Source organism: Klebsiella sp. P1927, from assembly GCF_018204675.1.
In the GTDB taxonomy this organism is placed as follows: Bacteria; Pseudomonadota; Gammaproteobacteria; order Enterobacterales; family Enterobacteriaceae; genus Klebsiella; species Klebsiella pneumoniae.
On record NZ_CP073377.1, the window covers coordinates 2,390,022 to 2,415,385 of the forward strand.

Consider the following 25,364-nt stretch of genomic DNA (forward strand, 5'->3'; position numbering starts at 1 on the left):
TGCCTTCAGTTTCAGGGAGATGAACGTTAAACAGGTAGATTTTGCCTCACAGTACAGGCAGCATCACTTTGACAGGACATCACGAAGGTAGAATCTCAATCGTGGCTGCCCTGGCGCGTATCCCTGTCATTGCGGAAACATAGCTGCTGCCGGAGTACTTTTTCAGGTAAGCCTGATCAATTTTACTTTCAAGCTCAGGGTCCGAGGGTTTTGCGAACAGTACGTCGAATTCCTGTCCGATAGCCAGTATCTTACCTGCCTGCTGGGACAATGCAGCCTGATACCATTTTGAACGGATACCACTATAGGCTCGGACGAAAAGTCGGTTGTCCACCTTCACTTCCCATATCCATGTCGGCGTACCGGTCGTATTCATATCGGGATGATACGGTGCGATTTTCAGGTCGTCGGCCGCATCTATTCTTGTTAATACTTCAGGGTTCCAGTACATATACCTCTCCTCTTTCATATGCGGTTGCTTTTTTCTGTCGCAGGATTAACTCGATAATATTCGGAAATTAATATCGCATCAGGAATTAGTGCCAGCTTTATCAGTAACAATAGAATACCCAACACCCCATGCTAAGAGAGCAGTATCTGTCGTTTGTCCCACAGACACTGCATCTGAAAACACCGGACGGTGCTATGGCTTATTTATTAAGATTTTTGTTGAAAAATGCAGTGATGTTATCGAACGGGATCTTGTCCATACGATCATATAAATCAACATGGGTAGCATTTTTTACAATCAGCAGCTCTTTTGGCTGATTTGCCGCTTCATAAGCCGTTTTGGAGAAGTAAAGCGAATGCGCCTTTTCACCATGGATGAACAGGATCGGGCGCGGAGAAATTTCCTTAATATAGGTCATGAGCGGGAAATTCATAAAGGCCATCGGCGTTGTCACGGACCATGAATTGCCAGAGTTGACGGCTCGGGGATGATAGCCGCGTTTAGTCATGTAGTAGTCCGCATAGTCCACGAGGAACTGTGCTTCACCGCCCTTCAGTTTATTATAGGCTGGCTGGTATGCCGGTTTGCCGTTTGCTGCATCTTCCCAGCGTTGAAGACTCATCTTCTCCAGCGCCTGCTCGCGTTGCTCCGGTGTTACGCTGTCATTGTAGCCTTTTGACATTACGCGGCTCATATCATACATGGTGCTGGCAACGACCGCTTTTACGCGCTTATCCACGGCAACAGCGTTCAGGGCAATCCCCCCCATGCCGCAGATACCGATGACACCGATACGTTCACGATCCACATAAGGTTGTAGTCCCATAAAATCGACTGCAGCCATAAAGTCTTCGGTATTGATATCGGGTGAAGCAATATTGCGGGGTTCACCACTGCTTTCACCGGTATAAGACGGATCAAATGCCAGCGTCACGAATCCGCGCTCTGCTAAAGTCTGAGCATAGAGACCCGAGGCCTGCTCTTTTACCGCGCCAAAAGGCCCGGAAATAACAAGCGCAGCAAGCTTCTTGTTCCCGCGATCTTTTGGAAGATACACATCTGCGGCCAGCGTAATGCCGTAACGGTTTTTAAAAGTAACTTTTTGATGATCCACTTTTTCGCTCCTTGGGAAAGTTTTATCCCACGTCTGAACCAGACGGCCTGAAGAATCTGCTGTGCCTGGTGCAGGCTGGGCCACCGCAACTTCTGTTGAAATCAGAGCCATCGCCCCGGCAAGGAGTGCGCCATTAAAAAAGCGCGTCGAAGATATTAGCGTCATGATATTAAAACCTTTCATTGGATATTGAGGGACCTATTTCAGACAACATGCATGAGTATTTCAGTTACAACTTTCGGCCGGTAATCACTGGCGATACCAAACGCTTTGACATTGATCTGGACGTTCTCAACGATAGCGGGCAGATCTGCTTCCTTGATGTTCAGCTGTTCAAGACGTGTTGGCGTACCAATTTCTTCAAACCACTTCTCAAGCGCAGCGATGCCGTCGTGGCAGTTAAAAAATGGCTTAAACCTGAACGGGTTAAATTTGCTCGCGGTGAACCCTGATTTCAGGACACTGCCTCATTTCAGAGTTATTATTTTGAATGTCTTTAATAAAAGGTGTTATTAAAATACTCTGCATTATTTGCCTGATCCTCTGAACCTAATCTCAAAGCGTGTATTTCAGTTTTCATAGCTGCTAAGTTGATAACCTCAAAAGAGGTCAAAAGTGTGGGGCATTACAGAATGATTCCTGACAAATCGGTTGAAATACTGCTGGGTGAGCTATCGAGGGATATTGCACAGCGCACACCCGGCACCGACGATTTCCCTACCGCCGTAGAAGGGCTCGAATTGTTTCGCCGAAACGAACCCGCTCCCCCGGTAAGCTGCCTGGTCCCTCCCAGTATCGTTCTGGTGGCCGATGGCGCGAAGATCATGTGGGTTGGGGGTGAACCTTATGAATATAATGCGGAAAAATTCCTGATTACCTCTCTTGACCTGCCGGCCAGTTCGGAAATATTGCAGGCTTCGACATCCCAGCCCTGCGTCGGCGTAGCCTATAAGCTTGACCAGCGCGTGCTAATGGAATTAATTGCCCAGGGAAGCCTGCCGCCGGTCAAAAAACGAGACGCGGGAACGAGTGTCGGGATAGGTACTATTACCGATGCTTTGCTGGAGCCTTTCTGCCGTCTGCTTTCTTTGCTTGACGAACCTGAAGCCATTCCTGTTCTCGGGCCGCTGATCCAAAGAGAGATACACTACCGGCTTTTGATGAGCGATCAGTCCGATCATCTCAGACAGATTGCAGCAGTCGACGGCCATGGCTACCGTATCGGTAAAGCTATCGACTGGTTAAAGACCAATATTGCATCACCTTTACGCGTCGAGGAACTGGCAAGTCGGGTGCAAATGAGCACGCCCTCTTTCCACCACCATTTCAGGCAGCTTGCGGGGATGAGCCCGCTACGGTATCAGAAATGGCTGCGCCTCAATGAAGCCAGGCGACTGATGCTGAATGAACATTACGATGTCACCACAGCAGCCTATGCGGTCGGTTACGAAAGCCTGTCCCATTTCAGCCGGGAATATACGCGGATGTTCGGGGAATCGCCCAAGAGGGATATTACTGAACTGAGAAAGTCAGCGGGTAAGCTTTAATCAATTCTGGACCGCCTGTACCATGCCTGGTCTTCGATATCCCCCGGCACGTGAGTCGAATACCCGGAACTTTATCCCCGCCCTGAGGGACGGGGTTTTACGACGCGCTGGTTAGTGACAACGTCACAGCAGCGCACTAAAGATGCTCCTCTTCATCCAGAGAGATCACCTGAATGCCAGCATTACGATACGCCTGAACGTCATCAGGCAGACGATCCACCACTACGGTGTCAATGCGATCTGCTGCGGTAAATTGGGCAAGCGAGGTGTTATTCAGCTTGCTATAGTCGCAGACAATAATCACCTGACTGGCGTGTTCCACCATGCCTCGTTTCGTTTCTGCCAGCATGATATCGGCCACGCAGGCGCCGTGTTTCAGCGACAGCGAATTGGTGCCCATAAATGCTTTATCGACGTTCAGCGTGTCGAGTATGGAACGCCCGTTAATTGCCACCACGCAGTGGTATCCCTTCTTGACGATCCCACCCAGCAGAATAGTTTGAATCGAGGCGCTGGCCTCAAGCTCCCGGGCGATTTGGTAATCATTGGTGACCACCGTGACGTTCTGTCTGTCGCGAATATTACGCGCAATATGCAGCGTCGTGGTACCGGTATCCAGCACGATAATGTCGCCATCCTCAACCAGCGCCGCCGCGCGCTGGCCGATCCGCTCTTTCGCGCTGAGATTGACAATTTCGCGATCGTCCGACGCCTGTTCAAAGCTTGCCCGGGTACGAAGAACGGCTCCGCCGTGGGTTCGGGTCAGCAGCCCCTCCTCTTCCAGCTGGCGGAGATCGGCACGAATGGTGGCGCCCGATACATTAAAGACGTCACACATCTCAGAAACAGCAACTTTGCGTTTTTCCCTGAGAATACCGAGTAACTTCTCCTGTCTTTCTTCTGCAAACATTCTGCCTCTCTCTTTTTTACGGCACGTTACGGCTTACCTTTGCGTATCAGTCGGGTCCTACGCTGAGCGCATCCAGCCTGTCGTATAAGGCAGCGGATTGCCGGTACAGCGTATCAAAAAGCTCGCAGCAGGCGTGGTAATAATCCCGCAGACGGGGATCCGGTGAGATCAGTTTGTCGAACTGCACCGTTTGCCGCACGCCGCTGGCAAAATCGGCGTACAACCCTACGCCAACCCCGGCGATAATACCGCATCCGGTGACGCCATTCTCCTGATTACGCGTAGATAATATCGGCAGATTGTACGCCGCGGCTTTGATTTCAAGCCACAGCGAGCTGCGCGCGCCGCCGCCGGAAGCGATCATTTGTTGCGGATACTGCCCGCACTTCTGCAGCTGCCGAAGATTGCGCCAGGATGCAAAGGCCACCCCTTCCAGAACTGCGCGGAATAAATGACCGCGGCGATGCTTGCGCTGCAGGCCAAAAAACTGTGCCCGCGAGTTCGTGTGTTCGGCCAGACGTTCTCCCGTCAGATAGGGAAGAAACAGCAGCCCTTCTCCCCCCGCCGGCACCGCCGCCGCTTCCTGTAAAAGCTGTGGATGCGTAATCTGGTTATCGGCAAGTGCCAGCCGCGCCCAGCGAACGGCATCGCCGCCGGCGTCGAGGATCGTAAATCCGCCCCAGGCCGCGTTGGCAAGATGTAGATTATTAACCAGCGGATGGTGTAACGGCCGCGGCGACACCACCGTCATCAGCGTCGACGTGCCGGTTGAATCAGACGCCATCCCCGGTTCATACACACCCGAGCCCAGCAGAGAGGCCGCCATATCCGACGTCCCGGCAACCACCGGGATACCCGCCGGCAGGCCCGTCAGGTCGGCTGCGCGCTGCGTCACCTGGCCGATTATGTCGCTGGAAAGTTTAAGCTCCGGGAGCTGATCGACCCGCAGACCAAACGTTTCGCAGGCTTGCGAAGACCAGCTACGGGTTTCGCTGTCCATCAGGAAATAGCACGACGCTTCGCTATAATCGGTCGCCATGGCACCGGTCAGCATGAAATTAATATAGTCCTTCGGCATTAATACTTTGGCGAGCTGCGACCAGCGATCCGGATGATTTTCGCGCCACCAGGCTAACTTGAAAGCGGGCCATGCTGCCGCAGGCGGATTATTCAAATGCGCCAGCCACTTTTCCCAACCTTCGCGCGCGTTAAAGGCGTCAACTTGCGGCTGGCTGCGCTTATCATTCCACAGCAACGCCCTATCCTCCACCAGCTCGCCACGGTCGTCCAGAAGGACGGTGCCATGCATCTGTCCGCAAGCACCAATAACCGCAATCTGCGCTGCCGTTTCTGGATAGCGATAAAGCACCTCGCGTATACAGTCGCAGGCGGCCTGCCACCATAAAGACGGGGCCTGTTCTGACCAACCTGCACGCGGCGTGGTTTGCTCATACTCTCTTTGCGCAAAGCCGATCATCGCGCCGTCAATGCGCACAATAGCGGCGCGGGTACTGCCAGTGCCAACATCAATCGTGAGTATTTTATCTTTCATCACTAACTCCGGTGACGTCTTAAGGCGGGCCACCAGGCCCGCGGTCTCTCAGTTTAATCGGCGTTCAGCTCGGGAAAACGTTCCGGGTGCTGCTCCAGTTCAGCCAGCACCTTGGTTACCGCGCCATGGCTCATGCCAAAGCGGCGCACGCCAAGCTGGTACAGCGCACGCACCGTGGCCAGATCGCGAATGCCCCCGGCGCCTTTGATATCGATTCGGCCTTTAAGCTGGTCGGCGATGATGCTGACTTTTTCCACCGTGGCGCCGGTGGGCGCCCAGCCGGTAGAGGTTTTGACCCACTTCATCCCCACCTCTACGGCAATTTCGCACACGCGACGAATCTGCTCCTCATTAAGATAGTGCGTTTCAAGGATCACTTTGGCCGGTACCGGGGCGGCGGCTTCCACCACGCGGCGCAAATCTTCGCGCACATAGTCATAATCGCCGGAGAGCACTTTGCCGATATTCACGACCATATCCACTTCCCGAGCGCCGTCGGCAATCAGCTGCCGCACTTCCTGAACCTTGGTATCGGTGGTATGCCCACCGCCGGGAAAGCCGACCGGACCGCCAATCATCACCTCTCCCGTACCCTGCTGCGGCAGCAACGTACTGAGAAAGCGCGTCCAGCAAGGCAGTACGTGGACGGAAATAATGTTGTATCTGGCAGCCAGCTCGGCGCAGGCGCGAACATCCGCTTCGGTACTGGTGGCCTGAACTGCGCTCAGATCAACTAAACGTGCAAAACGACGGGTTGTTTCATTCATGGTCTTATCCTGTCCTTTGTTTTTAATTGCTTTCATTTAATGCTGATATTTGGCTTAAATCCATTTAAAAACGCATTAAATGAAAATAACGTGATCAAATTAGCATTTTTTTATTTTCATTTGTTTTTAATTAGCAGCAGGAAATAAGCGTTAACCTTGCAGAGCAGGCGTAATCGGGCATAAATGGGCGCAAAAGCAATCTTGCATTTATTTTTGTTTGTTTTTGTTTATGCCTGAATCACGGGCGAAATAGCGCAAACCGCTGACGGAAGTGAAGCGAAATGCGTGCGCTATCACAGTGTTCGGCTGCGGATAGCTTGCCTTCGTGGGACATTCCCGAGGTCTCAACGCTCTGCGCAAGGGAAAGGTAATCTGATTATGTACTTCAGGAGAGAGCTATGTTGCCGCTGGAACGTCATCGTTTGATTGTTGAACTGCTGGGCCAACACGGCGTCATGCGGGTAAATGAGATTGCGCAAGCGACTCGGGTCTCCAGGGAAACGATTCGCCGCGATCTGAGCGAGCTGGAACGCAAAGGGATCTTAACCCGAAGCCACGGTGGAGCGCTGGCGGCGGAAAATCCGCTGCCGGCGACCCGGGCGGCGGCATCCGCCCTGCCAGTTGAAGATAGCCAGGGAAGCTTTCAGCACAGAACGCTGCTGCACAGCGAAGGCAAAATGCGCGTGGCCCGTAAAGCACTGCAGTTTCTCCAACCGGGACAGACCATTGTCCTGGACGGGAGTAGCACCAGCTGGTTTTTGGCCCGGCAGATGCCGGAGATGGCGTTAACGGTGATTACGCCCTCCATTCGCATCTTACAAACTCTGATGAGCCGACGCTCGTTGCATCTCGTCGGGCTGGGGGGCGATTTCTCCCCGACCGAAGAGTCGTTCTTCGGGGAAACCGCCTCACGAACGCTACGCGAATATGCCATTGATACGCTCTTTTTCTCCTGCCAGGGGCTGGAGCGCGATAGCGGCTTGTATGCGGGTACGCAAGCCCACGCCGCCCTGCTGAAACAGATGCTGCTGGCCGCCCGTCAGACTGTGGCTTTGGTCGACGGCAGCAAGCTGGGGCGAACAGGCGTCGCGCGTATCGGCGGACTGGGCGAGCTGGACTGTCTGGTGACTGAAAGGTTTGTCGATCCGCTGCTGGAAAAAGAGATGACCTGGCATAACGTCAGCCTGCAAATCGCCTGAGTACGCCGTCATGACGTGACGGTTAATACGCGCAATGTCGAAACGCTGCTTACCGCGGCAGGGCCAGACTTTGCCTGAATTCAGCCACCACCGGAATAAATGAGGCCTTATGCGTTATTACCTTTCTCCCTCGCTGATGTGTATGGACATGATGAAGCTGACGGAACAGCTGCGCTTTCTAAACAGCAAAGCCGACAGGCTGCATGTCGACATCATGGACGGCCACTATGTCAAAAATCTGGCGTTGTCGGCCAGCTTTGTGGCGCAGATCCGTCCCTACACCTCGCTTCCTATCGATGTCCATCTGATGGTCGAAGCGCCCGCTTCGTTTATACCGGCGCTGTTAGACGCCGGCGCAGACGCCTTCTCACTGCATCCGGAGACCATCTGCCGCGAAGCGTTCCGGGTTATCAATATGCTTCGTCAGGCGGGGAAAGAGGTGGGAATGGTGCTCAATCCCGCCACACCGGTTGAGAGCATCCAGCACTATCTGCATCTGCTCGATAAGGTGACGGTGATGACCGTCGACCCAGGCTATGCCGGTCAGCCGTTTATTCCTGAAATGCTCGCCAAAATTACGCAGCTTCATCAGCTCAAAGAGACCGGCAGCCTCCGCTTCTTGCTGGAAGTCGATGGCTCCTGTAACCGCAACACCTACCGCGCGCTGCTGGGCGCCGGCGCACAGATATTAGTGATGGGCAGCAGCGGTTTATTCCGCGCTGATATGCCGCTCGAGCTGGCCTGGGAAACCATGTCCCGCGAACTGTCCGCCGCGCTGCACTCCCCCGAGCTGGTATAGAGGAGCGAATGATGTCAGGAAAAGTCTGTGTTTTTGGTTCATTCAATTTCGACATGGTCGCCAGGGTGGATCGCTTTCCGGTACCAGGTGAGTCGTTAGTGGCCTGCGGAAGTATGACCAGCGCCGGAGGTAAAGGGGCGAACCAGGCCACCGCCGCGCTAAAAGCGGGAGCAAATGTCCACTATATCGGCAAGATTGGCAATGACACCTTCGGCCATTTTGCCCGCCGTCATCTGAAAGGCGTGGGCTTCAATGCTGTGACGCTGCTGGTCGCCGAAGAGATCCCCACCGGCAATGCGCTGATTTATGTCGCCGGTAACGATGCCGAAAACATGATTGCCGTCGATCCCGGCGCGAATATGACGGTGACCGATGATGAAATCGCCGGCTGCATTCCCGCTATCGGCTGCGCGGATGTGGTTCTGGTTCAGCTGGAGAACAATCTTTCTGCTATTGAACAGGTCATAGACGCCGGCAAACAAGCCGGGGCCCTGGTAATACTTAATCCCGCGCCCTGGCAGCCCGTTGAGCACGCCCTTCTACGCAAAGTGGATTTACTTACACCGAACGCCACGGAGGCCGGGTTAATGACCGGACGCCGGGTTGACAGTCTGACGGCCGCGGCTGAGGCCGCCGACGTGTTACATGCTCAGGGCGCGCGCAACGTCATTATCACTCTCGGCGCCAGCGGCGCCCTGCTGAGCGAGCATGGGGTGAAATCCCCTATTCCCTGCTTTCCTTCTCACCCCCGAGACACTACCGGTGCGGGCGATGCCTTCAACGGCGCGCTGGCGGCGCGGCTGGCCTGCGGGGAACCGCTACAGGCCGCAGCCCGATTCGCGGCGGCCTATGCCGCCGTCAGTGTCGAAAAGCAAGGCGCCTCATCTTTACCTGAGTACCTGGAGGCACAGGAACGGCTTCTCCGTGCCGCCGCTGATTATGAAATGGCATAAACCCTACTGTATAAAAAACATTAAGAGGATAGCTCAATGAGTACGCTAATCACGGATAAGGTCGATAACGCAGCGGTCCAAAAAGAAAAACTGGACACCAGTGCGTATTTACCCCATACCCCCTGGCTGCAATTTTTACTGGTCTGTTGCCTGTTTGCGCTATGGGGGATGGCGGGCAACCTGAATGATATTTTGATCGCCCAGTTTAAAAAGGGCTTCGATTTAACGGATACCCAGACAGCGCTGGTGCAGTCGATTTTTTTCCTCGGCTACTTTTTTGTCGCCCTGCCCGCGGCGGCGCTGATTAAGCGTTTTTCCTATAAAGCGGCGATTATTATTGGGCTGTGCCTGTACGCCCTCGGCTGCTTCCTGTTCGTTCCGGCCGCACAGATCATGACCTACGGCGCATTCCTCGCCTGCCTCGGAGTGATCGCCTGCGGACTCTCTTTTCTGGAAACGTCGGCAAACACCTACTCCAGCCTGCTGGGTCCGATTCAATCCTCCACCCAGCGTATTAACTTTTCGCAGATCTTCAACTCGCTGGGCGTGATCTCCGGCGTATTAATTGGCCAGCTGATGGTCTTTGGCGAAAACGATCCGAGTCATGAACAACTGCTGGCGATGCCCGCCGCCGCTGCAGACGTTGCACGCCATCAGATGGTTGGTCAGGTGGTCGGGCCCTATCTGATTATCGGCTCCGTACTGGTGGTGCTGGCGCTGGTGTTCGTGTTTATTAAATTCCCGTCGTGCAAGGGCGCGCCCGCTCAACAACAGCAACTCCCGACGGAAAGCATGGGGCCAACGCTGAAACGCCTGTTTGCTATCCCGCGCTTTCGCCTCGGGATCCTGTCGCAGTTTTTGTACGTCGGCGCCCAGGTTGGCGTATGGAGCTTCACGATTCGCTTTGTGCAGCTCGTGCAGCAAGGCACCAGCGAGCACTCCGCGACTTACTGGCTGCTGGCTTCTCTGGTGATTTACGCCGTGGGAAAAACCGTGGCCACCTGGTTGATGAACCGTCTGAATCCGGCGATGCTGCTCGGAACGTTTGCCCTGGCCGCCACCGCCCTGTTACTGATTGCCGTTTTCAGCGGTTCAATGCTGGCGGTCTATGCGCTCATTCTGGTCAGCTTCTGTATGGCGCCATGCTGGCCGACGAACTTTGGTCTGGTGATCAAAGGGATGGGGAAAGATACCCAGACCGCAGGCTCGATCGTGGTGATGTCGATTATCGGCGGGGCCGTAATTCCTCTGGTGATGGGCATTATCTCGGATATGAACGGCGGCAATATGCAAATCGCCTTTATCGCTCCGCTCCTGTGCTTTGTGTATGTCGCTTTCTACGGCTTCTGGTGCGTGCGTAAGGGGGTATAACATGCGCGAACTTATCAACACGATTGCTCATATTGGCTATCAGGTCAGTGACTTAACGCGTTCGCTTGCCTTCTATGAACCGCTGGGCTTTCAGCGCCAGCAGCGGTTTAGCAAGCCATCGCCACAGGGCACTATTGAAGTTGCGTTCCTGGAAATGGCGGGCGCCGTCCTCGAGCTGTATCAGCTTCCCGCTGGAACGCCCTTTGACGCCCCTCGCTGCGGTATCGATCATCTGGCGCTGGAAGTCAGCGACCTGGATGCGGTGCAGCAGCGGCTGGCGGCGCTCGGTTATCCGCTCGATGAAGGGCCGATAGAAGAAGACAACGTGCGCTTCCTGCTTATTCGCGGCCCCGATGGCGAACGGCTCGAGTTCGATGCCTGTAAACGCTAAGCGGCAGGGCTGACCCCTTCACTCTTTTAGGCCCGGTTAATACGGGTCTAAAAGATAGCGTCCTCTGGCATTATTCACGTCGGTTTGATTCGCGGATATCTCTCCCCCACCCGGTCTCTCCTGCCCATTGTGCAATGTTACAAAATTGCTTCTGTTTTGTTGATTTTCTATTGTGAGCCATTCGGCAATTTCCTCTCCTGAATTTCCCCAGACTACTCCTACTCAATACGCGATATCAGGAGAGACACATGAACAGCACCTCCGCCGACTTCCAGAATCTGTACCAGGCCCTGAGCCACAGCGCCGCCCGCAGCCCGGATGCCCTGGCGCTGGCGTTTGAGGATCGGCGCTATCTGTACCGCGATTTTCATCTGCGGGTACAGCGGGCGATGGCGCAGCTTGATCGCGGCTGGTCGCTGCGCAAAGGCGACCGTATTCTGCTGGCCTGGGGCAATCACCCCGCTTTTTGCGAAGTCCTTTTTGCCGCGCTGGGTTTGGGCATCGAAGTGGTGCCTTTCAGCACCAAGCTTAAGCAGGCCGAAAGCGAGGCGCTGGTAGGCCATATCGCTCCCCAGGTTGTCCTGTTCGATGCGACCGTACAGGACTGGCTGAAAAACACCCCTGACGCGCGTGCGGTTTCACTCAGCGAATGGCAGGCGCTCTGCCTTCCCGAACCGCTGACCCGCCCGCCGGTCCCGGTTAACCGCGACGATACGGCGGTGATGATGTTCACCTCCGGCACCACCGGAGAGCCTAAAGGGGCGATTATCACCCACAATAACCTGCTCTGCGCGATTGACGCCTATACGCAAAAACTGAATCTCACCGCCGCGGATAGCACCATTCTGGCGGTGCCTATCTATCACATCACCGGCCTGTCGGCGCTGCTGGCGCTGTTTATTAGCCTCGGCGCGAGCATCTGGCTGCAGCATCGGTTCAATGCCCCGCAGGTGATCACCACCCTGCGCGAGCAGAACATTACCTTTCTGCACGGCTCGCCCACCATTTTTATCCTTCTTTGTCAGGCTGCGCGTGAGCAGAGCGCCAGCCATCCCGGCGATTTTCCGGCATTGCGCACGATTGCCTGCGGCGCGGGCCACCTGAGCGATGGACTGATCAAGGAGTTAAAAACCCTGTTCCCGCATACCGCGATTCAGCCGATCTACGGCCTCACCGAAACGACCTCGCCTGCGACGATTTTTCCGGGCGACGTCTGGGGCAGCGATAAATGCGGCAGTTCAGGTCAGGCGATCCCGGGTCTCGCCATTACCATCCGCAACGATCGCCAGCAGCCCCTCCCCGCCGGACAAATCGGCCATATCTGGCTAAAAGGCGATGTGGTGATCCGCGAATACTGGCAGCACAGCGAGCGACGCCCGAGCTGCGATGCGCAGGGCTGGTTTTGTACCGGCGATCTGGGCTATCTCGACGACGAAGGCTGGCTGTACATCAAAGACCGCAGCAAGGACATGATCAATCGCGGCGGCGAGAAAATTTACTCACTGGAGCTGGAAAACATTCTCTCTACCTATCGGGGAGTACGGGAAGTTGCCGTCATCCCGACCCCCAGCCCGGTCTACGGCGAAGAGCCCGTGGCGTTTATCGTGCCGGATGGCCAGCATCACCTGACCAGCGAAGAGATCCTCGACTGGCTGAAGGTCAAAATCGCCCGTTTTAAGCTACCGGCGCGCATTATTTTCACCCGTGCTTTACCGCGTACCCACAACGGCAAAGTGAGCAAACAGCAGCTCAAAACGCGTCTCGCAGAATCCATCATCACGCTATCAACGGAGGATAAAAAGTGAGCAGCAAATTTATCGACGCCCATGAGGCGGCGCGGTGGGTCGCCAGCGGCGACACCGTCTGCACCGTCGGGATGACGCTTATCGGCGCGGCGGAGTCCATTTTAAGCGCCATCGAAGCGCGCTTTCTGACCACGGGCGAACCGCGTGACCTGACGCTACTGCATGCCGCGGGGCAAAGCGATCGCCAGCGCGGTATCCAGCACTTTGCCCATCCGGGTATGGTGACCCGCCTTATCGGTTCGCACTGGGGCCTGGCGCCGCGCTGGATGGCGATGATCAACAACAACGAAGTGGAAGCCTGGTGCCTGCCGCAGGGGCAGATCGTTCATCTCTATAGCGCGATGGCCGCCGGACTGCCGGGGCGGCTTTCTCCCGTCGGTCTCGGTACCTTTGTCGATCCGCGCATAGAGGGCGGAAGGATGAACGCCCGCACCCGCGAACGACCCAATCTGATCGAGCACGTCACGTTTCGCGGCGACGAATATCTGTTTTATCCGGCTCTTCCTCTGGACGTGGTCATTGTGCGCGGCACCCATGCTGATGAAGACGGCAACCTCACGACCGATGAAGAGGTGATGAAGCTGGAAGTCCTGCACGCCGTTCTCGCCGCCAGACGCTACGGGGCGAAGGTGCTGGCGCAGGTGAAATATCGCGTAGCGAAAGGCTCGCTGCATCCGAAAAGCATCACCGTTCCCGGCAACCTGATCGACGCCATTGTGGTGTGCGAAGAGCCGCAGACGGATCACCGCCAGACTTCAAGCTGGGCCTTCGACCCAGCGCTGTGCGGCGATATCCAGCTGCCCGCCGCGCAAAATGCGCCGCTGCCGCTGGACCTGCGCAAGCTTATCGGGCGGATTGCCTGCCGCTATCTGACCCCCGGCTGCGTCATCAATCTCGGCACCGGTATTCCCAATGACGTGATTGGCGCCATCATTCACGAGGAACAGCTCGGGGAGCAGGTCACCATCACCGTCGAGTCAGGGATCTACGGCGGGCAGCAGGCGGGTGGCGTGGATTTCGGTATCGGCCGTAATCTGAGCGCGATGATTAGCCACCAGGATCAAATGCTCTACTACAACGGCGCAGGGGTCGACATCACCTTTATGGGCGCCGGCGAGATGGACCCGCACGGGCACGTCAATGCCACACGGCTCGGCGCATCCTGCCCCGGCGCGGGCGGTTTTATCGATATCACCCAGAATGCCCGCCACGTCGTGTTCTGCTCCTCTTTTACCGCCAAGGGGCTGGAGATCGCCTGTGAACACGGGGCGCTGCATATCCGCCGCGAAGGCGAAGTGCGTAAATTCGTCGCCGGGGTAAACCAGATTTCTTACAACGGCGAACTGGCCCGCGCCAAAGGACAAACCATGCATTACGTCACCGAACGGGCGGTTTTCGAACTGCGCCCGGAAGGACCGGTGCTGACGGAAATCGCCCCCGGCATCGATCTTGAGCGCGACATCCTGGCGCATATGGATTTTCATCCGGCGATCGCCGCGGATCTTCAGGTTATGGACAGCCGATTGTTCGCCCCGCCGCCCTGCGGTCTCGCGGAACATCTGTCCCGGAATTCATCCTCTGACTCATAAGGAACGTTGCTATGAAACTTGCCAGTAAAACCGCCATTGTCACCGGCGCCGCACGCGGTATCGGCTTTGGCATTGCCCAGGTGCTTGCGCGGGAAGGCGCGCGAGTGATTATCGCCGATCGTGATGCACACGGCGAAGCCGCCGCCGCTTCCCTGCGCGAATCGGGCGCACAGGCGCTGTTTATCAGCTGCAATATCGCTGAAAAAACGCAGGTCGAAGCCCTGTTTTCCCAGGCCGAAGAGGCGTTTGGCCCGGTAGACATTCTGGTGAATAACGCCGGAATCAACCGCGACGCCATGCTGCACAAATTAACGGAAGCGGACTGGGACACGGTTATCGACGTTAATCTGAAAGGCACTTTCCTCTGTATGCAGCAGGCCGCTATCCGCATGCGCGAGCGCGGTGCGGGCCGCATTATCAATATCGCTTCCGCCAGCTGGCTTGGCAACGTCGGGCAAACCAACTATTCGGCGTCAAAAGCCGGCGTGGTGGGAATGACCAAAACCGCCTGCCGCGAACTGGCGAAAAAAGGTGTCACGGTGAATGCCATCTGCCCGGGCTTTATCGATACCGACATGACGCGCGGCGTACCGGAAAACGTCTGGCAAATCATGATCAGCAAAATTCCCGCGGGTTACGCCGGCGAGGCGAAAGACGTCGGCGAGTGCGTGGCGTTTCTGGCGTCCGATGGCGCGCGCTATATCAATGGTGAAGTGATTAACGTCGGCGGCGGCATGGTGCTGTAAGGAGAAAAACAATGACCCAGGCTAATGATATTGTGATTGTCAGCGGCGTCCGTACCGCTATTGGCACGTTTAACGGCAGTCTTAAACATACCCATCAGCATGACCTTGGGGCCGCCGTCATTCGCGAAGCGATCGCCCGCGCCGGGATTGCGCCGCAGGATATCGACGAAACGATCGTCGGCAACGTCGGGCAAATCGCCGAAAGCGGTTTTATCGCCCGCATCTGCCAACTGCGCGCGGGGATCCCGCAGGAGAGCACCGCCTATTCCGTTAACCGCCAGTGTGGTTCCGGACTTCAGGCCCTGGCGGACGGCATGATGCAGCTGCAAAGCGGCCAGGCCGAGGTGGTCGTCGCCTGCGGCACTGAAAATATGACCCAGCTGCCCTACTACCTGCGTAAAGCGCGCGATGGCTATCGCATGGGCCATGGCGAGCTGGAAGATGGCCTGATCTCCATTCTCACCTGGCCGGAAGGCCCTTATCACAACGGCATCACCGCGGAAAACGTCGCGCAACGCTTCGGTATTACCCGCGAAGCGATGGACGATTTTGCCTGGTCGAGCCAGCAGAAGGCGCTGAAGGCGATCGCGGAGGGTCGCTTTCGCGAGCAGATCCTGGCCCTTGAGGTGCCGGACGGCAAAAAAGCGACCCGCCTGTTTGCGACCGATGAACACCCGCGCGACACCCCGCGTGAAAAGCTCGCCACGCTGCGTCCGGCGTTTAAAGCCGACGGCGTGGTGACGGCGGCCAACTCATCGGGCATTAACGACGGCGCGGCGGCGCTGGTGATGATGACCCGCCAGCAGGCGGAAAAACGCGGCTTAACCCCGCGCATGCGCATTCGCGGCTGGGCGGTCGCCGGCTGCGGGGCGGAGATTATGGGGTTTGGTCCCTCTCCCGCCACCCGACGCCTGATGGACCGTCTCAATATAGATGTGCAGTCCATTGATTTAATTGAACTCAATGAGGCTTTCGCCGCTCAGGCGCTGGCGGTGATGAACGATCTGCGTCTCGACCCGGCCCGCGTTAACGTCAACGGCGGCGCGATCGCTCTCGGCCACCCGGTAGGCGCCAGCGGTGCGATCCTGCCTGTCAAACTGATGTATGAAATGGCGCGCAGCGGCGCACGCACTGGTCTGGTCACCATGTGCATCGGCGGCGGCCAGGGGATTTCTATGCTGTTCGAGCGCGAAGGCGCTTAGCAAAAGACGGCCCGAAGTGGGGCTTCGGGCCGGGCGTCGTTCGGGTCAGCACCCGGCGACAACCTGTGAGCTGACGAACGGGATCGTCTCGATCCCGGCAAGGCTTCTGACCACGAATACGGGGAAATAATAACCATGTCCGCAATAAATGAAAAGGCGGTAAACGGGACGCAGCTGCAACGCACCCATAAAAAAATCTACCGCCATTTGATGCCGCTGCTTATCGTGGCGTACATCATCAGCTTTATTGATCGTACCAATATTGGCATGGCGAAAGCGACCATGTCGGTGGATATCGGCCTTTCCGCAACCGCATTCGGCCTCGGGGCCGGGTTGTTTTTTCTCACCTACGCAGTGCTGGAGATCCCCAGTAACCTGTTTCTCACCCGGATTGGCGCACGGCGCTGGATAGCTCGCATCATGATTACCTGGGGCATCCTCTCCTGCGGTATGGCGTTTGTCACCGGGCCTACGTCCTTTTACGTGATGCGCCTTCTGCTCGGCGCCGCCGAAGCGGGACTCTATCCGGGCATTATTTACTACCTCACCCTCTGGTTTGGCCGCGAAGAGCGCGCAAAAGCCACCGGCCTGTTCCTGCTGGGGGTCTGTCTGGCCAATATTATCGGCGCGCCGCTGGGCGGATTGTTATTAAGCCTTGATGGCATGTCCGGCTGGCACGGCTGGCAGTGGATGTTCTTTATCGAAGGGCTGCCTGCGATAGCGCTGGCGTTCGTCGTCTGGCGCAGACTGCCGGATAAACCAGCCGACGCCCGCTGGCTGGACAGCGACGATGTGCAAGCCATTAACGCGGTACTGGCGAAAGAAGCCGAGGAAACGCGCCATACGCCGAGCCGTTTCTCCCTGAAAACCGCGCTGTCCACCCGAGTGTTTTTGTTGCTGGTGCTGATTTACTTTACCCACCAGTTTTCGGTTTACGGCCTGAGTTATTTCCTGCCGGGGATCATCGGTAGCTGGGGCCAGCTTACTCCGCTGCAGGTTGGTCTGCTGACCGCCATCCCGTGGATTGCCGCCGCCGCGGGTGGGATCCTGCTGCCGCGATTCGCCCGCACGGAACAGCGTTCCCGCAGCATGCTGATGGCCGGATATCTGGTCATGGCGACCGGCATGGCGATTGGCGCCATTGCCGGCCACGGTGTGGCGCTGCTTGGCTTCTCGCTGGCCGCTTTCATGTTCTTCGCTATGCAATCCATCATCTTTAACTGGCTCCCATCCATCATGAGCGGGCATATGCTGGCGGGCAGCTTCGGCCTGCTCAACTGCCTCGGGCTGTGCGGGGGCTTTCTCGGGCCGTTTATTCTCGGCGCGTTTGAGGACCGCACCGGTGCGGCAACGTCCGGCTTATGGTTCGCTGTCGCGCTACTGATTATCGGCGCGCTGGTGTCCCTGTTTCTCAAAAGTTCCTCATCCCCAGGCTCCGTATCGGCGAAACAGGCCCACGGCGAAAAAGTGTAATCAGGAGGCCATTATGCGTATTGAAGTGTTACTGGATTTAAAAACCCGACTCGGCGAAAGCCCGGTCTGGGATGTCGAACAGCAGCGTCTTTGGTGGGTGGACAGCCTCGACGGGCGCCTGTTCGCCTGCAACGCGCAGGGCGGCGCGATCAAGAGCTGGGACGTGCGACAGAAAATTGGCTCTTTCGCCCTGCGCCAGAACGGCGAAGGCGCGGTGGTGGCGCTGCAGAATGGCGTTCATCTGCTCGACTTCGCCAGCGGCGAGCTGACGCTGTTGCACCATCCGGAAGCGGACCGACCCTTTAACCGGCTCAACGACGGCAAAGTCGATCGTCAGGGACGCTTTCTGTTCGGGTCAATGGATATGCGCGAAGAGGAACCGAGCGGCGCGCTATATCGCCTGGACCCCGATCTGTCCCTGCACGTGCTGAAGAAAGACATTATCGTCTCTAACGCCCCCTGCTGGAGCCCCTCCGGCGAGACCTTCTATTTTGCCGATACCTGGACGGGCGAAATCTGCGCCTGGGACTACAACACCGCGACCGGCGATCTTTCCGGCGAACGGGTCTTTTGCCATGTCGATCGCAGCGAAGGCGGCGCGGCGGACGGCGCCACCGTGGACAGCGAAGGCTATCTGTGGAACGCGCTGGTCTACGCGGGCAAGCTGGTGCGCTATACCCCGGAGGGCAAGGTCGATCGCATCATTGAGATGCCGGTGAAAAAAGTGACCAGCGTGATGTTCGGCGGCGAAAACCTTGATGTGCTGTACGTCACCTCCATGGCGCAGCCGCCCCTGCCGCGCTTCCCGGAAGATAATCAGCTGCGCGGCAGCCTGTTCGCCATTTACGACCTGGGCGTGACCGGCGTAGCGGAACGGCGCTTCGCCGGCTAAACGAATCACCGGCTCGCCGCGATAACAATAATACCCGGCGAACTGACTCTGACCCTGACACCAGGCGGCGCGCATCATGCTGTCGCGACGCCGCGGAGTAAACACGACTATGACAACAATCAATCACACACCTGCCGGTGAACAACGTGGCAAAAAGCGGCTGATACATCGCTTCTCCTGGGTTTCGCTACTGGTTTGCTGGCTAATCTGGGTGCTTAACGCCTACGATCGCGAGATGATCCTGCGCCTTGGCCCGGTCATCTCTAAGGAGTTCTCGCTCTCGCCGGAACAGTGGGGCAATATCGTCGCCCTGATCATGGTAGCCCTTGCGGTGCTGGATATTCCCGGCTCCATCTGGAGCGATCGCTACGGGTCTGGCTGGAAACGAGCGCGCTTTCAGGTACCGCTGGTGCTGGGCTATACCGCGCTGTCTTTTATTTCCGGGATTAAAGCGATCAGCCACGGGCTGACGGCCTTTGTGCTGCTGCGCGTGGGCGTCAACCTTGGGGCCGGCTGGGGCGAACCCGTCGGCGTCAGCAACACCGCGGAGTGGTGGCCGAAAGAGAAGCGCGGTTTTGCGCTGGGGGTGCATCATACCGGCTATCCGATTGGCGCGCTGCTGAGCGGCGTGGTGGCAAGCCTGGTGCTTGCCACGTTTGGCGAAGGCAGCTGGCGCTACTGCTTCCTGCTGGCGCTGCTCGTCGCCATCCCGCTAATGATCTTCTGGGCAAAATATTCTACCGCCGACCGCATCAACACGCTTTATCAGCATATCGACAGCCAGGGGTTGACGCGCCCGGCGACGCAGGAAAGCAGCCATGTCGCCAAAGGCGAAGGGATGAAGACCTTTTTACGCACCCTGCGCAACCGCAATATTTCGCTGACGGCGGGCAATACCCTGCTGACGCAAATCGTCTATATGGGCATTAACGTTGTACTGCCCCCGTATCTTTATCACGTCTCCGGCCTGTCGCTGGCGGCGTCCGCCGGGCTGAGTATTATCTTCACGCTTACCGGTACCCTGGGTCAGGTAATCTGGCCCTGGCTGTCGGATAGCTTTGGCCGTAAACGAACCCTGATCGTCTGCGGTCTGTGGATGAGTATCGGCATTGCGCTGTTCTATTTCGCCACCAATATGCCGCGCCTTATCGCCATTCAGCTATTTTTTGGCCTGGTGGCCAACGCCGTGTGGCCTATCTACTACGCCATGGCGTCGGACTCCGCCGAAGAACGCGCCACCTCTACCGCTAACGGAATTATCACCACGGCGATGTTTATCGGCGGCGGCATTTCGCCATTGCTTATGGGCTGGCTCATTCAGTTTGGCGGCGGCTGGGAAAATCCAGCGGGTTATATCTACGCCTTCTTTACCATGGCGGGATGTGCGCTGCTGGGGATGTTATTACAGCTCATGACCACCGATAAAACGCCGCGCAAAGCGCATTAACGCAGGAGAACGTATGAAGATTGTTATCGCGCTGGATTCGTTTAAAGGTAGCTGTAGCGCGCAGGCCGCTTGCGCAGCGGTAGCCCAGGGATTGCGCCGGGTTGACCAGACGCTGGAGCTGGTCGAAATGCCCGTGTCCGACGGCGGAGAGGGACTGCTGTCGACTCTGGCGGATAGTCCGTTGCTTAAGGGGGCGGTGTGGCAACAGCAGCGCTGTACCTCGCCTTATGGCTTCTACCTGCAGGCGGATTTCCTGATCCTGCCCGGCGAGCGGGCCATTATCGAGATGGCGCAAAGCTGTGGGCTCGAACTCACGCCGCCAGCGCAGCGGGATGTGCGTCAGGCCAGCAGCTACGGGCTGGGCGAACAGGTAAAGGCGGCGCTGGACGCCGGGTGTCGGCATTTGATTATCGGCCTGGGCGGCAGCGCGACCAACGATGGCGGCATCGGTTTTGCCCAGGCGCTCGGCGCACGATTCTGGCGTAAGGACGGCACCCTGCTGCCGGCTCCCGCGGCAGGTCAGGACCTGGCGCATATTCAGCGCATCGATTTGAGCGGTCTGGACCCGCGTCTACAGCAAAGCGAAATACAGGCCTCCTGCGATGTCACTAACCCTCTGCTTGGCGAGCATGGCGCCACCTGGGTGTATGGGGCGCAGAAAGGCGCGGACGAGGCGGCGCTCTGCGAGCTGGAGGCGGGAATGGCGCATTATAGCCAGCTGCTTACGCAAACCCTCGGATTCGACGTCAGCGGACGGCCCGGCGCCGGGGCCGCGGGCGGTATGGGGGCTGCGCTTATCGCCTATACCGGCGCCACGCTGCGTCCGGGCATTGACCTGGTGCTGGAGCTGCTTAACGCCGACGACCATCTTCGCGATGCCGCGCTGACGATCGTGGGTGAAGGCTGGCTCGATCGGCAGAGCGCCTTTGGTAAGGCCCCGGTGGGCGTGGCAGGCAAAGCCGCACGCCATGGCGTGCCGGTTGTGGCCCTTTGCGGCGGGCGTGATGAGAGCAGCCGGCAATTATATCAACACCATATTGACGCAATGTGGTCTATTTGCCAGCGCCCTATGGCGCTGGCAGAGTCGATGAACACATGCGAACCGCTCCTCGCCGACGCCGCGGAGAATGTTCTACGAACCTTTCTGAGCGGGTGGCACGGAGAGGCACATAAGCGGATAACTGTATGATTATTACAACAGCGCTGGCTAATGAAATTGTCGCCCGGGCAATGGCGATAATTCATCATAACGTGAATGTCATTGACCATCATGGACAGATCATTGCCTCAGGTGAACGGCATCGTATCGGCGAACAGCATGAAGTCGCCCGGGAGGTAATACGCACCGGGAAACGCATTTGTATTAACAACGCCGCGGAAGCCGCGCGTTTTCACAACGTGCATCCTGGTATTAATCATCCCATTATCTATGACGATCGCGTGGTGATGGTGGTAGGCATCAGCGGCGATCCCGCGGCGATAAGCCGCTATGCTGAACTGGCGGTGCTCACCGCCGAACTGCTGGTCCGCCAGGCCATAGAGATGCGGGAAACCAACTGGCGGCAACGTCTGCGTGACACCTTGTTTTGTCAGTATCTGGAACAAGGGGCTACGCCCGCCGGGCAAGAAGCGCTTCATCGCCTGCTGGAACTTGGTTTCGATTTTGATACACCGCGGGTTCCGATCGTAGTGACCGTGCAGGTCGAACAGCATCAGTTAAGCGACATACTGAGTACGCTGTTGCGGGAATTCTCGCAGCTCTCCGGCGTAAGTGACGTTATTTTGCTGGGCAGCCATGAAATATTGATCCTCAACGCGCTAAGCGAAGCCCAGGAAACTCTGCTGCGGGGCATTGAGTTTGTACTGAGTAATCAGATAAGCCATTACCATATCGGGATTGGCGTGCAGGCGGACAGCGCCCCGGACATTCGCGAGGCCATTCGGTTCGCCCGCTCGGTGATCGAAGTGGGTAGCAAAGTGCAGCCGCAGCGGCAGATCTACTACTTTCGCGAAATGGCAATGCTCTGCCTGTTCAGGGTGCTGGAAGACAGCTATATGGTCAATTTTTTTATCAATAACGTACGCCAGCTGCTTGAGCATGATTCCGGCGAAGTGCTGCTGGATACCCTGAGCAGCTTTATTGCCAATAATGCCGAACCGGGCAAAACGTCGCTGCTGTTGGGGATTCATCGTAATACGCTCACCTATCGGCTGCAGCAAATTAAAAAGCATATACAGCTCGATCCGATGGTCTTCACCGACCTGACGCAGCTGGCGGTGTCGGTACACTGTTATCGCCGGCTGAATCCGCGCCAGAGCGAATGGATTGATAGCTTAAGCTAACGTACGGTAGATTCGAATTGATGCCCCATCCGCCAGGATAAGTGGCCACTATGGCCACTTCTTTCCTGGCGTGGGTAGGAAACTACGCTTTTGACGACGGCGACAGCCACTGATATACCGCAGACAAATCCTCTCCGGCATATCCCGCGTCCGCCGCCTGCTGCCACAGTTCGGCGATGTTTTCCAGCCCCGGCATGGTGTGCGGCTCGGCCAGGGAAAGCGCCAGCCGGGCATCTTTCAGGGCATGCGCCAGCTGCATCTGCGGGGTATACTGCTCGCTGGCGATGGCGTCCAGTTTCACTTTGACATAGGGCGCCGCCAGCGGGCCGCCTTCCAGGGCGCTCCACAGCTGGTCGGGGGTGAAGCCCAGCGTCTTCGCCAGCTGGGCGCTCTCCGCGATGCCCTGCATCATCGAAATCAGCCAGGCATTGAGGACCAGCTTCATTTTCTGGCTGTTGCCCGCCTCGCCAAACCATTGCGTCCCGCGGGAGATAGCCGCAAACACCGGTTCGGCAGCGGCGCCCTTTTCCCTATCTCCGCTGGCGAGCACCAGGATCTGTGCCTTCTCCGCGGGGGCTTTGGTCCCCGACACCGGGGCATCGATATAGGTCATCGCTGGCTGAAGTTCCCGCAACAACGCGATGGCCTGCCGGGTCTCCGGCAGGCCAATGGTGCCCATCTGGCAATAGATCGCCTGCGGCTGAGAGGCGGGCGCGATTTGCGCCAGTACCTCGAGGGTGGCCTCGCCGTCGGCGAGCATACTGATGATCACCTCGGCATCGGCCACCGCCTGCTGCGGCGTGGCGTGCAGAGATAACCCATGCGCCTGTAAGTCTTCGCCGCGGGCTGGCGAACGGTTCCAGCCGGCAACGGTAAAGCCGTTTTTCAGCAGGTTACTGGCAAAAGCGTGTCCCATGGCGCCGAGTCCCAGCACCGCGACCTTTGGTAATGTACTCATCTTGTCTGTCCTGATTCGCGTCTTAATAAAAGCGGACCTCTACTATCGCATCTCTGGCACGGATGTCAGTAGCAATAACGGGCATGAAAAGTGACACTGTCACTGATATTCTCAAGGCTGACGAAGCCATTCCAGTAAGCGGCGCATCGCTGGCGACAGGCTGGCGTCATCCTGGTAGCACAGGCACAAACGGCGCTGCGCCCAGCGGTCCTGTAACCCGATGACGGCAAACGAATAGCGCTGCCGGTAACGCTCGGCAATAACGCGCGGCAGGATCGCCCCGCCGGCGCCGTGCGCCACCATCTCGCAAAGCCCTGCAAAATGGCTCATCCTGACCCGAACGTTTAGCGCCTGGCCGAGTTCAGCTGCGTGCTGTTCGATATGCTGCTGTAGCGCACTGGTCTGATAGAGGGCGACCAACGGCTCGTTGAGCACCGCCGCAAACGCCACTTCCTCTTTTTCGGCCAGAGGGCGAGCTGGCGGCACGATCAGCACCAGCGGGTCGTCAGCGACGGGATCGAGGCGCAGCGGCCCGGGGTCGACCGCATCGGACACCACTCCGGCCTGCGCCACGCCCGCCAGGATACAGCTGACGATATCCGCGCTGGTGCGTTCTTCGGTTTCGATCTGCACCGCCGGGTGCGCTGCCATCCAGGCGGCGAGCTTCCCCGGCAGAAAGGCCGACATCGCCGAGGTGTTGGCGAACAGGCGCAGCGTCCCCCGCTGACCGCAGGCGAAGGCGTGCATCGCCTGGCGCAGACGCTGCTGCTGCGCAAGAAGCGGGCGGGCATGGCGCGCCAGTACCTCCCCGGCCTCTGTCATCGTCACCCCGCGGGCATGACGGTGCAACAGCGGCACGCCGATCTCGGCCTCCATCTTGCGCAGCCTCTCACTGGCGGACGCCAGGGCCAGATGGGCATTCGCCGCTCCGCCGGTGATACTGCCGGTATCCACGATGGCGATAAATAGCCGCAGATCGGCCAGATCCAGTCGCATCAGGCCCTCCTTTCCCTTCGGTTTTTCCGTAGTCTATGGCCAACATACCGCATTGTGGCCCTCACGACCAGCTGTTTCAATGCCCCTTTCTCCCCTGAAAAGTGAGCCATAATGTTCGATTTACACACGATCTCTTTCCTGTTGATCTTTATTGCCGCCGGGCTGGTCAAAGGGGTGACCGGCATGGGATTGCCCACCGTGGCGATGGGCCTGCTTGGCCTGCTGATGCCGCCGCAGGCCGCAGCGGCGCTGCTGGTCCTTCCCTCGCTGCTCACCAATCTCTGGCAGTTACTGGCAGGCCCGGCGCTGGCGCAGATTGTACGCCGTCTCTGGTTTATGATGACCGGGATTATTATTGGCACGTTGGCCGGATCCTCACTGCTGATCGGCCTCAATCCTCGGTGGTCGGCGCTGGCGCTTGGCGCCGCATTGATAGTCTATGCCGGGTATGCGCTCTGCAGTCCGGTGTTTCAGGTTTCCGGCCGCGTGGAGAAGTGGCTGTCGCCGCTCATGGGCGGGCTGACCGGCGTTATCACCGGGGCGACCGGGGTATTTGTTATTCCGGCCGTTCCCTGGCTACAGGCGCTGGGCTTTCGTCGCGACGAGCTGGTGCAGGCCCTGGGGTTGTCGTTCACCCTTTCCACCCTGGCGTTGGCGGCCGGCCTCGCCCTGCACGATGGCTGGCATGATGATGCATGGCTATTTTCGGCGCTGGCGCTGTTGCCGGCGCTGCTCGGCATGTGGCTGGGACAGCGGATCCGCTCGCGTCTCAGCCCGCAGCGCTTTCGTCAGGGCTTTCTGTTGTTCCTGCTGGCGCTGGGGATAGAGCTGATCGCCCGGGGATGGCTGGTCTGAATCC

General features: G+C 57.7%; 24 protein-coding genes. 17 read left to right on the forward strand and 7 right to left on the reverse strand.

Annotation, left to right across the window (positions count from 1 at the left end):
• Positions 1-79: 79 nt before the first annotated feature.
• The gene (locus KB892_RS12095; RefSeq protein ID WP_004176172.1) at positions 80-451 is read right to left on the reverse strand and encodes a DUF2255 family protein; all 372 of its coding nucleotides are present in this window, start codon (positions 449-451) and stop codon (positions 80-82) included.
• A gap of 199 nt (positions 452-650) precedes the next feature.
• On the reverse strand, positions 651-1,748 hold the full coding sequence (locus tag KB892_RS12100; protein ID WP_004221581.1) for an alpha/beta hydrolase: 1,098 nt from the start codon (positions 1,746-1,748) through the stop codon (positions 651-653).
• Positions 1,749-1,777: 29 nt separating this feature from the next.
• Here KB892_RS12100 and KB892_RS12105 point away from each other — a divergent pair, with 29 nt between their 5' ends.
• Both KB892_RS12105 and KB892_RS12110 read left to right on the forward strand, forming a co-directional pair.
• Complete coding sequence (locus KB892_RS12105) at positions 1,778-2,017, forward strand: hypothetical protein (RefSeq protein ID WP_002904864.1); 240 nt, start codon at positions 1,778-1,780, stop codon at positions 2,015-2,017.
• Positions 2,018-2,197: 180 nt separating this feature from the next.
• The gene (locus KB892_RS12110; protein ID WP_062954958.1) at positions 2,198-3,112 is read left to right on the forward strand and encodes an AraC family transcriptional regulator; all 915 of its coding nucleotides are present in this window, start codon (positions 2,198-2,200) and stop codon (positions 3,110-3,112) included.
• A 136-nt stretch (positions 3,113-3,248) separates the two neighbouring features.
• On the opposite strand, the gene KB892_RS12115 is transcribed toward KB892_RS12110, so the two are convergent.
• The 3 genes from KB892_RS12115 to deoC are packed head-to-tail and all read right to left on the reverse strand — an operon-like array spanning position 3,249 to position 6,377.
• Positions 3,249-4,022: a DeoR/GlpR family DNA-binding transcription regulator gene (locus KB892_RS12115; RefSeq protein ID WP_002904861.1), complete on the reverse strand. Its 774-nt coding sequence runs from the start codon at positions 4,020-4,022 to the stop codon at positions 3,249-3,251.
• Between the two features lie 46 nt (positions 4,023-4,068).
• Positions 4,069-5,574 (reverse strand): xylulokinase, encoded by a 1,506-nt coding sequence (locus tag KB892_RS12120; protein WP_004199871.1) that lies wholly within the window; start codon positions 5,572-5,574, stop codon positions 4,069-4,071.
• Positions 5,575-5,627: 53 nt separating this feature from the next.
• Positions 5,628-6,377 carry a deoxyribose-phosphate aldolase gene (deoC, locus tag KB892_RS12125; RefSeq protein ID WP_004190109.1) on the reverse strand — a complete coding sequence of 250 codons (750 nt, stop codon included), beginning with the start codon at positions 6,375-6,377 and terminating at the stop codon, positions 5,628-5,630.
• Positions 6,378-6,739: 362 nt separating this feature from the next.
• Here deoC and KB892_RS12130 point away from each other — a divergent pair, with 362 nt between their 5' ends.
• The 14 genes from KB892_RS12130 to KB892_RS12195 all read left to right on the forward strand — a co-directional run bounded on the left by KB892_RS12130 (position 6,740) and on the right by KB892_RS12195 (position 22,551).
• Positions 6,740-7,540: a DeoR/GlpR family DNA-binding transcription regulator gene (locus KB892_RS12130; RefSeq protein ID WP_004143408.1), complete on the forward strand. Its 801-nt coding sequence runs from the start codon at positions 6,740-6,742 to the stop codon at positions 7,538-7,540.
• A gap of 109 nt (positions 7,541-7,649) precedes the next feature.
• Positions 7,650-8,339 carry a D-allulose 6-phosphate 3-epimerase gene (gene alsE / locus KB892_RS12135; protein ID WP_004151641.1) on the forward strand — a complete coding sequence of 230 codons (690 nt, stop codon included), beginning with the start codon at positions 7,650-7,652 and terminating at the stop codon, positions 8,337-8,339.
• Between the two features lie 11 nt (positions 8,340-8,350).
• Complete coding sequence (locus KB892_RS12140; RefSeq protein ID WP_004184063.1) at positions 8,351-9,292, forward strand: ribokinase; 942 nt, start codon at positions 8,351-8,353, stop codon at positions 9,290-9,292.
• Between the two features lie 36 nt (positions 9,293-9,328).
• Positions 9,329-10,663, forward strand: a complete 1,335-nt coding sequence (gene fucP, locus KB892_RS12145; RefSeq protein ID WP_002904849.1) for an L-fucose:H+ symporter permease — start codon at positions 9,329-9,331, stop codon at positions 10,661-10,663.
• Between the two features lies 1 nt (position 10,664).
• Positions 10,665-11,054 (forward strand): VOC family protein, encoded by a 390-nt coding sequence (locus tag KB892_RS12150; RefSeq protein WP_004176179.1) that lies wholly within the window; start codon positions 10,665-10,667, stop codon positions 11,052-11,054.
• 248 nt (positions 11,055-11,302) lie between these two features.
• Entirely contained in the window at positions 11,303-12,859 is a 1,557-nt protein-coding gene (locus KB892_RS12155) for a class I adenylate-forming enzyme family protein (protein ID WP_004199868.1), read from the forward strand.
• Positions 12,856-14,448, forward strand: a complete 1,593-nt coding sequence (locus KB892_RS12160; RefSeq protein WP_004199867.1) for an acyl CoA:acetate/3-ketoacid CoA transferase — start codon at positions 12,856-12,858, stop codon at positions 14,446-14,448. Before KB892_RS12155 ends, KB892_RS12160 begins: the two co-directional genes overlap by 4 nt.
• An 11-nt stretch (positions 14,449-14,459) precedes the next feature.
• Positions 14,460-15,194 carry a 3-oxoacyl-ACP reductase FabG gene (fabG, locus tag KB892_RS12165; RefSeq protein ID WP_002904841.1) on the forward strand — a complete coding sequence of 245 codons (735 nt, stop codon included), beginning with the start codon at positions 14,460-14,462 and terminating at the stop codon, positions 15,192-15,194.
• 11 nt (positions 15,195-15,205) lie between these two features.
• Entirely contained in the window at positions 15,206-16,396 is a 1,191-nt protein-coding gene (locus KB892_RS12170) for a thiolase family protein (RefSeq protein ID WP_004179834.1), read from the forward strand.
• A 135-nt stretch (positions 16,397-16,531) separates the two neighbouring features.
• Positions 16,532-17,869: an MFS transporter gene (locus KB892_RS12175; RefSeq protein WP_004199866.1), complete on the forward strand. Its 1,338-nt coding sequence runs from the start codon at positions 16,532-16,534 to the stop codon at positions 17,867-17,869.
• Positions 17,870-17,882: 13 nt separating this feature from the next.
• The gene (locus KB892_RS12180) at positions 17,883-18,761 is read left to right on the forward strand and encodes an SMP-30/gluconolactonase/LRE family protein (protein ID WP_004148392.1); all 879 of its coding nucleotides are present in this window, start codon (positions 17,883-17,885) and stop codon (positions 18,759-18,761) included.
• Positions 18,762-18,837: 76 nt separating this feature from the next.
• Positions 18,838-20,208, forward strand: a complete 1,371-nt coding sequence (locus KB892_RS12185) for an MFS transporter (protein WP_004176181.1) — start codon at positions 18,838-18,840, stop codon at positions 20,206-20,208.
• A 13-nt stretch (positions 20,209-20,221) separates the two neighbouring features.
• On the forward strand, positions 20,222-21,397 hold the full coding sequence (locus KB892_RS12190) for a glycerate kinase (RefSeq protein ID WP_004199865.1): 1,176 nt from the start codon (positions 20,222-20,224) through the stop codon (positions 21,395-21,397).
• A complete protein-coding gene (locus KB892_RS12195; protein WP_002904834.1) occupies positions 21,394-22,551 on the forward strand; it encodes a CdaR family transcriptional regulator in 1,158 nt (385 codons plus the stop codon). Before KB892_RS12190 ends, KB892_RS12195 begins: the two co-directional genes overlap by 4 nt.
• An 82-nt stretch (positions 22,552-22,633) precedes the next feature.
• Here KB892_RS12195 and KB892_RS12200 read toward each other — a convergent pair whose 3' ends face one another.
• Together KB892_RS12200 and KB892_RS12205 are read right to left on the reverse strand one after the other, a co-directional pair.
• On the reverse strand, positions 22,634-23,509 hold the full coding sequence (locus KB892_RS12200; RefSeq protein ID WP_004199863.1) for an NAD(P)-dependent oxidoreductase: 876 nt from the start codon (positions 23,507-23,509) through the stop codon (positions 22,634-22,636).
• A gap of 111 nt (positions 23,510-23,620) precedes the next feature.
• A complete protein-coding gene (locus KB892_RS12205; RefSeq protein WP_002904829.1) occupies positions 23,621-24,505 on the reverse strand; it encodes a LysR family transcriptional regulator in 885 nt (294 codons plus the stop codon).
• A gap of 111 nt (positions 24,506-24,616) precedes the next feature.
• On the opposite strand from KB892_RS12205, the gene KB892_RS12210 reads away from it, so the two are divergent.
• Positions 24,617-25,360: a sulfite exporter TauE/SafE family protein gene (locus KB892_RS12210; RefSeq protein WP_004199862.1), complete on the forward strand. Its 744-nt coding sequence runs from the start codon at positions 24,617-24,619 to the stop codon at positions 25,358-25,360.
• Positions 25,361-25,364: the final 4 nt, after the last annotated feature.

Coding starts and splice junctions, on each gene's coding strand:
- KB892_RS12095 (WP_004176172.1), bottom strand. CDS start 451: ATGTACTGGAACCCTGAAGTATTAACAAGAATAGATGCGGCCGACGAC.
- KB892_RS12100 (WP_004221581.1), bottom strand. CDS start 1,748: ATGAAAGGTTTTAATATCATGACGCTAATATCTTCGACGCGCTTTTTT.
- KB892_RS12105 (WP_002904864.1), top strand. CDS start 1,778: ATGCATGAGTATTTCAGTTACAACTTTCGGCCGGTAATCACTGGCGAT.
- KB892_RS12110 (WP_062954958.1), top strand. CDS start 2,198: ATGATTCCTGACAAATCGGTTGAAATACTGCTGGGTGAGCTATCGAGG.
- KB892_RS12115 (WP_002904861.1), bottom strand. CDS start 4,022: ATGTTTGCAGAAGAAAGACAGGAGAAGTTACTCGGTATTCTCAGGGAA.
- KB892_RS12120 (WP_004199871.1), bottom strand. CDS start 5,574: ATGAAAGATAAAATACTCACGATTGATGTTGGCACTGGCAGTACCCGC.
- deoC (WP_004190109.1), bottom strand. CDS start 6,377: ATGAAAGCAATTAAAAACAAAGGACAGGATAAGACCATGAATGAAACA.
- KB892_RS12130 (WP_004143408.1), top strand. CDS start 6,740: ATGTTGCCGCTGGAACGTCATCGTTTGATTGTTGAACTGCTGGGCCAA.
- alsE (WP_004151641.1), top strand. CDS start 7,650: ATGCGTTATTACCTTTCTCCCTCGCTGATGTGTATGGACATGATGAAG.
- KB892_RS12140 (WP_004184063.1), top strand. CDS start 8,351: ATGTCAGGAAAAGTCTGTGTTTTTGGTTCATTCAATTTCGACATGGTC.
- fucP (WP_002904849.1), top strand. CDS start 9,329: ATGAGTACGCTAATCACGGATAAGGTCGATAACGCAGCGGTCCAAAAA.
- KB892_RS12150 (WP_004176179.1), top strand. CDS start 10,665: ATGCGCGAACTTATCAACACGATTGCTCATATTGGCTATCAGGTCAGT.
- KB892_RS12155 (WP_004199868.1), top strand. CDS start 11,303: ATGAACAGCACCTCCGCCGACTTCCAGAATCTGTACCAGGCCCTGAGC.
- fabG (WP_002904841.1), top strand. CDS start 14,460: ATGAAACTTGCCAGTAAAACCGCCATTGTCACCGGCGCCGCACGCGGT.
- KB892_RS12170 (WP_004179834.1), top strand. CDS start 15,206: ATGACCCAGGCTAATGATATTGTGATTGTCAGCGGCGTCCGTACCGCT.
- KB892_RS12175 (WP_004199866.1), top strand. CDS start 16,532: ATGTCCGCAATAAATGAAAAGGCGGTAAACGGGACGCAGCTGCAACGC.
- KB892_RS12180 (WP_004148392.1), top strand. CDS start 17,883: ATGCGTATTGAAGTGTTACTGGATTTAAAAACCCGACTCGGCGAAAGC.
- KB892_RS12185 (WP_004176181.1), top strand. CDS start 18,838: ATGCTGTCGCGACGCCGCGGAGTAAACACGACTATGACAACAATCAAT.
- KB892_RS12190 (WP_004199865.1), top strand. CDS start 20,222: ATGAAGATTGTTATCGCGCTGGATTCGTTTAAAGGTAGCTGTAGCGCG.
- KB892_RS12195 (WP_002904834.1), top strand. CDS start 21,394: ATGATTATTACAACAGCGCTGGCTAATGAAATTGTCGCCCGGGCAATG.
- KB892_RS12200 (WP_004199863.1), bottom strand. CDS start 23,509: ATGAGTACATTACCAAAGGTCGCGGTGCTGGGACTCGGCGCCATGGGA.
- KB892_RS12205 (WP_002904829.1), bottom strand. CDS start 24,505: ATGCGACTGGATCTGGCCGATCTGCGGCTATTTATCGCCATCGTGGAT.
- KB892_RS12210 (WP_004199862.1), top strand. CDS start 24,617: ATGTTCGATTTACACACGATCTCTTTCCTGTTGATCTTTATTGCCGCC.